Origin of the sequence: Nocardiopsis lucentensis DSM 44048 (assembly GCF_000341125.1) — a bacterium.
Lineage (GTDB): Bacteria > Actinomycetota > Actinomycetes > Streptosporangiales > Streptosporangiaceae > Nocardiopsis > Nocardiopsis lucentensis.
In genome coordinates this window covers 1-8,081 of sequence record NZ_ANBC01000099.1, presented here as the reverse complement: position 1 = coordinate 8,081, position 8,081 = coordinate 1, and the positions used below count along the sequence as shown (strand labels likewise).

9 protein-coding genes and 1 pseudogene are annotated in these 8,081 nt (G+C 72.1%); 7 read left to right on the top strand and 3 right to left on the bottom strand.

Annotation, left to right across the window (positions count from 1 at the left end; translation table 11 throughout):
• On the top strand, window positions 1–585 hold a 585-nt coding region (locus D471_RS32770), incomplete at its 5' end, for a DMT family transporter (RefSeq protein ID WP_017597273.1).
• Between the two features lie 29 nt (window positions 586–614).
• Here the strand turns inward: D471_RS32770 and D471_RS0103095 are convergent.
• On the bottom strand, window positions 615–1,127 hold the full coding sequence (locus tag D471_RS0103095; RefSeq protein WP_017597272.1) for a RidA family protein: 513 nt from the start codon (window positions 1,125–1,127) through the stop codon (window positions 615–617).
• 103 nt (window positions 1,128–1,230) lie between these two features.
• Between D471_RS0103095 and D471_RS40710 the strand changes: the two genes are divergently transcribed.
• Window positions 1,231–1,395 (top strand): hypothetical protein, encoded by a 165-nt coding sequence (locus D471_RS40710; protein WP_017597271.1) that lies wholly within the window; start codon window positions 1,231–1,233, stop codon window positions 1,393–1,395.
• 32 nt (window positions 1,396–1,427) lie between these two features.
• On the opposite strand, the gene D471_RS0103085 is transcribed toward D471_RS40710, so the two are convergent.
• Entirely contained in the window at window positions 1,428–2,255 is an 828-nt protein-coding gene (locus D471_RS0103085; RefSeq protein ID WP_026127353.1) for an aldo/keto reductase, read from the bottom strand.
• Between the two features lie 150 nt (window positions 2,256–2,405).
• On the opposite strand from D471_RS0103085, the pseudogene D471_RS32765 reads away from it, so the two are divergent.
• From D471_RS32765 to D471_RS0103070, 3 genes and pseudogenes are all read left to right on the top strand, one after another.
• Window positions 2,406–3,543: pseudogene (locus D471_RS32765) on the top strand (PucR family transcriptional regulator).
• A gap of 68 nt (window positions 3,544–3,611) precedes the next feature.
• The gene (locus D471_RS0103075; RefSeq protein ID WP_017597267.1) at window positions 3,612–4,823 is read left to right on the top strand and encodes a cytochrome P450 family protein; all 1,212 of its coding nucleotides are present in this window, start codon (window positions 3,612–3,614) and stop codon (window positions 4,821–4,823) included.
• Between the two features lie 424 nt (window positions 4,824–5,247).
• Complete coding sequence (locus tag D471_RS0103070) at window positions 5,248–5,841, top strand: Dps family protein (RefSeq protein WP_017597266.1); 594 nt, start codon at window positions 5,248–5,250, stop codon at window positions 5,839–5,841.
• Between the two features lie 83 nt (window positions 5,842–5,924).
• Here the strand turns inward: D471_RS0103070 and D471_RS0103065 are convergent, their stop codons facing one another.
• Complete coding sequence (locus D471_RS0103065) at window positions 5,925–6,869, bottom strand: NADP-dependent oxidoreductase (protein WP_017597265.1); 945 nt, start codon at window positions 6,867–6,869, stop codon at window positions 5,925–5,927.
• Window positions 6,870–6,953: 84 nt separating this feature from the next.
• Between D471_RS0103065 and D471_RS0103060 the strand changes: the two genes are divergently transcribed.
• Together D471_RS0103060 and D471_RS0103055 are read left to right on the top strand one after the other, a co-directional pair.
• Window positions 6,954–7,352: a winged helix-turn-helix transcriptional regulator gene (locus D471_RS0103060; RefSeq protein WP_017597264.1), complete on the top strand. Its 399-nt coding sequence runs from the start codon at window positions 6,954–6,956 to the stop codon at window positions 7,350–7,352.
• A 270-nt stretch (window positions 7,353–7,622) separates the two neighbouring features.
• On the top strand, window positions 7,623–8,075 hold the full coding sequence (locus tag D471_RS0103055) for a GlcG/HbpS family heme-binding protein (protein WP_017597263.1): 453 nt from the start codon (window positions 7,623–7,625) through the stop codon (window positions 8,073–8,075).
• Window positions 8,076–8,081: the final 6 nt, after the last annotated feature.

Below are 8,081 nucleotides of genomic sequence, written 5' to 3'. Positions count from 1 at the left end.
CCCCTGCTGGGCGAGCGCGTGCGCCCCCGGCAGCTGGTGGGGCTGGCGGTGGGGATCGGCGGTGTCGCGCTCGTGGTGGGCGCGGACCTGTCCCGCGCCGACGCGGCCCCCTGGTGGGCGTACGCGCTGCCCTTCGGCGCGATGCTGGCACTGGTCGCCGCGACGCTGGTGGAACGGCGTGCCCGCCCCCGCGGCACCCTGGTGTCGGCGCTGGCCGTGCAGTGCGCGGTGAGCGCCGTGCTCTTCACCGGCCTGGCCGCCGCGACGGACACGCCGGCTCCGCCCGCGGCGCCCGGGTTCTGGGGCGCGGTCGTCTGGGTCGTGGTGCTGTCGACGCTGGGCGGCCACGGGCTCTACTGGGCCAACCTGGCCCGGTCCGGCGTGGCCCGGGTATCGGCGCTGCTGTACCTCACCCCACCGACCACGCTCGTGTGGGCGTGGGCCGTGTTCGGGCAGCCGGTGGGTGCCGGAGCCCTGGCCGGGATGGCCGTGTGCGCGGTGGCGGTGGTGCTCGTGTTCGGCGGCGGGAGGGGCTCCGGCGGGCGGACCCGGTCGGAGCCGACCGGGCGGGTCCGACCGGACTGACCTCCCGAGCACGTCTCCCGGTCCGCCCGCTAGGCGCGGTCGGGCACGACGAAGGGGTTCACCTCCAGGCTGTCCTCGACCTCCTCGACCAACTCCCGCGCCTCGGCCGCCTCCAGCAGGTCGGTGTCCTCGCCCCGGGGGATCACGGCGGTGCACACCAACTCCACGAGGGCATCGGCGTCCAGCAGTCCGGTCACGCCCACCACGGCCATCGGCGGGTAGTAGCGCCCCATATGGCGACGGTAGACCGAGCCCAGGGTGGGCAGGTTGACCCGGTAGGCGGGCACGGCCGTGGTGTACACACACATGTTGACCACGTGAGCGGGCTCGGCCCCGGCCGAGCGCAGGGCCTCGACCATGTTGGCCAGCGCCTGGTCGAACTGCTGCACCACCGTGTCGCCGACCACCCCTCCGTCCGGACGGCGCGCGGTCTGCCCGCCCACGTGGACGGTACGGCCGGGGGTGACCAGGAGGGCGTGGGAGAAGCCCACCGGTTCGGCCAGAGACAGCGGATTGACGATCTGGTGCGGTGTCCGGTCCATCGGCGTCCCCTCAAGGTTCACGTCCCACCCACCGCGGCCGGTCCGACACGACCGCGGCCACCCCTCCCGGGGACACCGTCGGACGTGCGGCTACGATGAGCGCATGTCGATCACTTTCCTGCTGTCCGCCGCCGCCCTCGTAGCCGCCCTGGCGCTGATCGCCGCGATCTTCATCGGGGGTGCCGTCTACGTCGACCGGGTCCGGCGCAAGGGCACCGACGCCGTCCTGGCCGGTGCGCGCAAGCGTCGCGAGCTGCACGGGGCGTAGCGGTCCCGGACACCCGGTCCGGGTCCGAACGCCTACTCGCCGTCGAACTCGTCGGGGTCGGGGCCGAACCGGCTGCCCGTGTCGAGCCCGCTGATGCGGTCCATGTCCGCCTCGGAGAGCTCGAAGTCGAAGATCGTGAAGTTGGAGCGGATCCGCTCGGGGGTCACCGACTTGGGGATGACGACGTTGCCCAGTTGGATGTGCCAGCGCAGCAGCACCTGAGCCGGGGTGCGGTCCAGTTCGTCGGCGACCGCGGTCACCGTCGGGTGGTCGAGGAGCTTGCCCTGGCCGAGGGGGCTCCACGCCTCGGTGACGATGTTGTGCTTGGCGTCGAATTCGCGCATCGACCGCTGGATGAGCAGCGGGTGCAGCTCGATCTGGTTGACCATGGGCGTGATACCGCCCTCCTCCATGACCCGCTCCAGGTGCTCCACCTGGAAGTTGCACACCCCGATGGCGCGGACCCGCCCGTCGGCGTACAGCCGTTCCAGCGCCTTCCACGTGGACACGTACAGGTCCCGCCTGGGCAGCGGCCAGTGGATGAGGTACAGGTCCAGGGTCTCCAGGCGCAGGCGTTCCAGACTGGCGTCGAAGGCCCGCAGGGTGTGGTCGTAGCCCTGTTCCGGGTTGGCCAGCTTGGAGGTGACGAACACGTCGTCGCGGTCGAGCTCCGCCCGGCTCAGCGCCTCCCCGACCCCCCGCTCGTTGCCGTACGCCGCGGCCGTGTCGATGCTGCGGTACCCCGTCTCCAGGGCGGTCGCCACGGCGTCCACCACCGCGTCGTCGGACACCTGCCACACACCGAAACCCAGCTGCGGCATGCGCACACCGTTACTCAGAGTAACGTCGGGAACCGTCATCTCTCCCCTTCCCCCGTCGGGCCTGCCCTGACCGCATACTGCCACGCCGCCACGGCTTTCCCGGGTGCCGCCCCGCTGGACCACGGGCTTTTTACCGTCGGACCCGCGTCGGACCGCTACCCTGGTCGATCCCGAAGCGGAGGTGGGCCGATGGGCCGTGAGCAGCGCGCCGACGTCAGCGCCGAACTGTCCAGGGACCGCGCGTACCTGGTCGGCCGGATCGTCGACGCGGTGTACGCGGAGGTGCCCGCCTACCGGGGGCTGCACGGGTCACAGCTCGCCGAGGTCCGCGCCATCGTCGCGTGGCTGGTGACCCGTTCGCTGGAGCTGTGGGTGGACGGTGCGGTGCGCCTCCCGGAGGNNNGCGCCCGCCGGCCGCTCCATCGGGGCGGTGGTCCGGGCGCACCGGGTGGGGTCGGCCGCGGCGGTGCGCCTGCTCTCGGAACTGGCCGGTGACCGGGTGAGCGCCGCGGACGTGTTCGCCCTGAGCGAACTGTGGCTGACCTCGCTCGACCAGATCTCCGAGCACCTGTTGGCGGGCCACACCGAGGCGGCCCGCCACCTGGACGCGGACGTGGAGCGGGCGCGCCGGGTGTTCCTCGATGACCTCCTGATCGGCCGCCAGGCCTCCCTCGGCGCGATCCGGGACCGGGCCCGCACCCTCGGCATCTCCCCGCCCGACCCGGGCGTACTGGTGGTGGCCGAACCTGGCCCGGAGGAGGGGCACCCGCAGCGGGGCGGTGCGGCCTCGGCGGGCATGGACCTGTTGGACGAGGTCGGTCGCGCCGACGCGCTGACGACCACCCGGTCCGGCCGGGTGGTGCTGCTGGTGTCCCCCGAGGCCGTCGACCGTGTGACCGCGGCCCTCGGGGACCGCCCCTGGCGGGCCTGCGTGCTGGCCCCGCGAGCCCTCACCGACATGACGTCCGCCTACCGTCTGGCCGACGACGCCGTGGAGACCGCGCCCCCGCACGCGTTCGGCGGGAACGGGCTGCTGGGCGAGGCCGACGCGTGTGTCCTGGCGCTGCTCAACGGCGGACCGGTCACTCCTGAGGCCCTCCGCGGCGCGGTGCTGGGGCCGCTGCTGTCGGACGCGCACCGGCACCTGCTCCAGACGTTGCGGGTCTACTTCCGCGAGGGCGCGGCCACCACGGCGGCCGACACCCTGCACGTCCATCCCCAGACCCTCCGCTACCGGCTGCGCCGGGTGCGCGAGCTGACCGGGCACGACCCCCACCGCCCCTGGCCCCGGTTCGTCCTGGAGACCGCCTGCGCGATCGCGCGCTGAGGGCGGTTCGCCCGCCGGGAGCGCGGGGTAGGACCCGAAGGATCCCGCCACGGCATGAAAGGTACGGCATGTCCGCCTCTGCTCCCCCTCCCCTGCACGGCCCGGCGTTCGACGCCGACCCGCACCCCGCCTACCGCTGGTTGCGCGAACACTCCCCCGTACACCGGATGGAGCTGCCCGGAGGCGCCTGGGCGTGGCTGGTGACCCGCCACGAGGACGCCCGCGCCGTCCTGGCCGATCCCGACATGCTCAAAGACCCCGCCCGGGGCAACGAGGTGTGGCGCGGGGCCCGGATGGGGTTGCCCTTCGACCACCGGCCCAGCCTCGTGCGCAGCATGGTCAACGTGGACGGCGACGACCACACGCGCCTGCGCAAGGTGGCCGGGGGCGCCTTCACCCCGCGCCGGGTCCGGACCCTGGTGGAGAGCGCCGAACGGGTGACGGCCGGCCTCCTCGACCGGATCGCGGCCTCGTCCGAGGCGGACCTGGTACGCGATCGGCCTTCCCCGCTGCCGATCGCCATCATCTGCGACATCCTCGGTGTCCCGCCCGAGGACCGGGCCGAGTTCCACCGCCGCGCCGCCGTGATCGACGCCTCCGCGCCCGAGGAGATCGCGGCGATCGGGACCACCACGGACTGGTTCGACGACTACCTGGGCCGCCTGGTCGACGCCCGCCTCGCCGAGCCCGCCGATGACCTGCTCGGCGACCTGGTGGAGGCGCACAGGTCGGGCCACCTCACCCGGGACGAGGTCACCTCCACGGCGTTCCTGCTGCTGGTGGCCGGACACGAGACGACCGTCGCGCTGCTCGGCAACCTGTTCCTGTCCCTGCTGCGCGCCCCCGAGCACCTGGAGCGGCTGCGCCGGGACCGCGACCTGGTGGGCCCGGCCATCGAGGAGACACTGCGGCTGGAGAGCCCTCTCCAGAACGCCACCTGGCGCTTCCCCCGGACCGCCACCACCGTCGGCGGCGTCGCGCTGGAGGCGGGGGAACCCGTGCTGGTGTCGCTGCTGGCCGCGGGCCGGGATCCGGAGCGCTACGACGACCCGGATGTCTTCGACCCCGAACGGGGCGAGTCGCACCTGGGGTTCGGACACGGTGCGCACTACTGCGTGGGCGCCCAGCTGGCCCGAATGGAGGCGCGTGTGGCGGTGAACGCGGTCCTGGACCGACTGCCCGGACTGCGGCTCGCCGCACCCGAGGAGGACCTGCGGTGGTGGCCGAGCATGATCATGCACGGCCTGTTCGCCCTCCCGGTGCGCTTCGACACGCCCTGACGGACCCGGGGCAGGTCGCTGGGAGGGAACTCCCGGTGGGGGCAGCCGCTCGCGCGGGCCCGGGGCCGACGGAGGGCGTTCCGGCAACTCCGGGTCCACTGGCTCGACGGAGCCAGCGGGTGTCGCCCTGACTGTTGTTCCAGGTGATGTCGCCGGTGTCGGCGGTGTCCACGCGGTCGGCCACCGCGCCGCCGCTCTCGGAGACGCAGAGGACACTCCGGCCGCCGCTGCGAGGAAAGAGCGTTCCCACAACAGGGGCAACCGCGCGGACCCGCCGGACCGAGGCGCCCCCGGCATAAAATCGGTGAGCCTTGCCCGGGGATGGTGTGTGCTTTCTCTTCCGTCGACGGTCGGTGTCCGAGACTGGCTCCCGGGGCGCGTCCGTGCGCGCTCCGAACGACCCGATCCGGAGGGGGAACCAGCCGTGACCACCCAAGAGCGTGCGAGTGCGACGCCCAAACCCCGGAGCAGCCAGCCGTGGCTGCACCAGAAGGGGAACGAGATCCAGGAGTACGGCACCGTCCGCCAACTCCCGGTGGGCATGTCCTACAACACGCGCATGTACTCGTGCCAGCGGCTCAACCAGGTACTCGCGGACACGCAGATCCTGCACGCGCTGTACAAGAAGCACCACTGGTTGATGCGGGGACAGACCTTCTACCAACTGCACCTTCTGATGGACAAGCACGCCGACGAGCAGGCCGAGCTGATCGACACGGTGGCCGAGCGCATCCAGACCCTCGGCGGCGTGGCCATCGGGGACCCGCGGCACGTCGCCGAGATCACCAACGTCCCGCGCCCGCCCAACGGCGTCGAGGAGGTCCCGGCGATGCTGTCCCGCCTGCTGGAGGCGCACGAGACCATCCTGGAGGACGCCCACGACGCGGCGGCCCGGTGCCAGGAGAACGGGGACGACGGCACCAACGACGTACTGGTCTCCGACGTCATCCGCACCAACGAGCTCGAGGCCTGGTTCCTCGCCGAACACCTGGTGGACACTCCGCTCGTGCACACCTGAGCGCGAACGCCCCGCGCGGACGCCGGTACGGCGGTCCGCGCGGGGCGTGCACGGGCGTGGACCCGTCGGGCCAGGGGTCGACCTCAGGTCAGGGTGAGGACGACCTTGCCCGTGGTGCGTCCGGACTGACTGTGTTCGTGCGCCTTGGCGGCCTCCTCCAGGGGAAAGGTCCCGCTCACGACGGGTCGCAGCTTCCCGGCCTCCACGAGGGCGGTGATCTCCTCCAGCTGGGTGTGGTCGGGTTCGACGCAGACGGTGGCGCCGCGCACGCCCGCGGCGGCGGCCCTCTCGACGATGATCTCCTGGTCGAGCGGGTTGGACACGCCGACGTACACCCCGTCCGGCCGGAGAACGCGCAGCGACCGGTCCAGGTAGTCGCCGCCGATGGCGTCGAGCACGACGTCGACGTCGCCGACCGTCTCGGCGAAGTCGACGGAGGTGTAGTCCACGAGCTCGTCGGCGCCCAGTTCCCGCAGCACCCCGTGTTTGGCCGCGCTGGCCGTGCCGATGACGTGGGCGCCCCGGGCCTTGGCGATCTGCACCGCCAGGTGGCCCACCCCGCCCGCGGCCGCGTGTACCAGGACGCGCTGACCGTCCCGTACTCCGGCCGTGTCGACCAGCGCCTGCCAGGCGGTGAGCGCGGCCAGCGGGAGGGCGGCGGCCTGGACGTGGTCGAGTCCGTCGGGTTTGCGCGCGAAGCGCCGAGCCGGGGCGGACACGTAGTCGGCGTAGGCGTCGGGTACGTCCGGGTAGTTCGGCATCCCGTAGACCTCGTCACCGACCGAGAACCGGCTCGACCCCTGGGAGACGGCCACGACCACGCCCGAGACGTCGAACCCTTGAGAGAAGGGCGGCGTGAGCCAGTACCCGTGCTGCCGGAGCTTCCAGTCGACGGGGTTGACCCCCGCGGCGTGCACGCGCACCAGGATTCGGGTGGCGCCCAGGTCGGGGACGGGTACTCGGGCGACCTCCAGGACCTCGGGGCCACCCAGTGTCTGCTGCTGAACGATGCGCATCTGCTCTGTCATGTCCCCGAGCCTTCCGGATAAGGTATCCGATGTATAGAAGGCACTTGAAAGTACGGTAGGTACCTCGTGTATACCACCCCTGAAATGCGAGAACACGGCGGAGCGAATGCCTATCTCCGCAACTGCGCCTCTCGCGACGTCCTCGACCTGTTGTCCAGCAAGTGGGTGTGCCTCGTCGTGGGCGCGATCGCGGGCGAACCCATGCGCTTCGGCGCGCTGCGCCGCCGCCTGGACGGCATCACCCAGAAGATGCTCACCCGGACCCTGCGCGACCTGGAGCGCGCCGGCCTGGTGGAGCGCCGGGTGTTCCCCACCACCCCGCCGCAGGTGGAGTACTCCCTGACACCCCTCGGACGGGACCTGGGCATACTCATGGAGTCCTGCCGGGTGTGGGCGGAGGAGCACATGGCCGAGATCACCGAGGCGCGCGAGCGCTACGACGCCCGCGCGGCCGCACCCGTGCGCGCACTCGACGCGCCCTGAGGCTGGGACTGATGTGACCGGTGAGGCTGGTGGGGGCTCTTGGCCACCGGACCTGGAGTTTCCCACGAAGGTCGCCCACTTCCCGGCGGAGGAATCAGGCGTATCCCCACATTCACTACTGATTTAGCATGCATTAGCCTCGTGTGGTGACCATCACAACCCTCCGAGTGTCGGGCCGAGCACCCGGTGTCCGGAGGGCGGCACGGGGGATCGACATCTCCGTGGGTGGCACGACGCCGACGTCTCCCCCGGGAGACCCGAACGAAGGGAATGCGCCTGGTGGCCATCACTCTGGAGCAGGCTCAGGGACTGATCGACGGAGCCGTGAAGCACGCGGCCGCCAACGACCTCCAGCCACTGACCGTCGCCGTCCTGGACCCGGGCGGCGTCCTCGTCGCCCTGGCCCGTCAGGACGGCTCGGGTCTGCTCCGACCCGACCTCGCCGTGGCCAAGGCCTGGGGCGTGCTCGGACTCGGGATGAACAACCGGGCGATCGCCGCCCGGGCGGAGTCCTCACCGGAGTTCTTCACCTCGGTCGCGACCCTGGCCCAGGGCCGGGTGCTCAGCGTCCCCGGCGGCGTGTTCATCCGTGACGCCGAGGGCGCCCTGCTGGGCGCCTGCGGGGCTACCGGTGACACGTCCGTCAACGACGAGCTCGCCCTGCTGGCGGGCATCGAGTCCGTCGGGCTGAGGGCCGAGACCGGAGCCGAGGTCGAGGTCTGAGGCAGC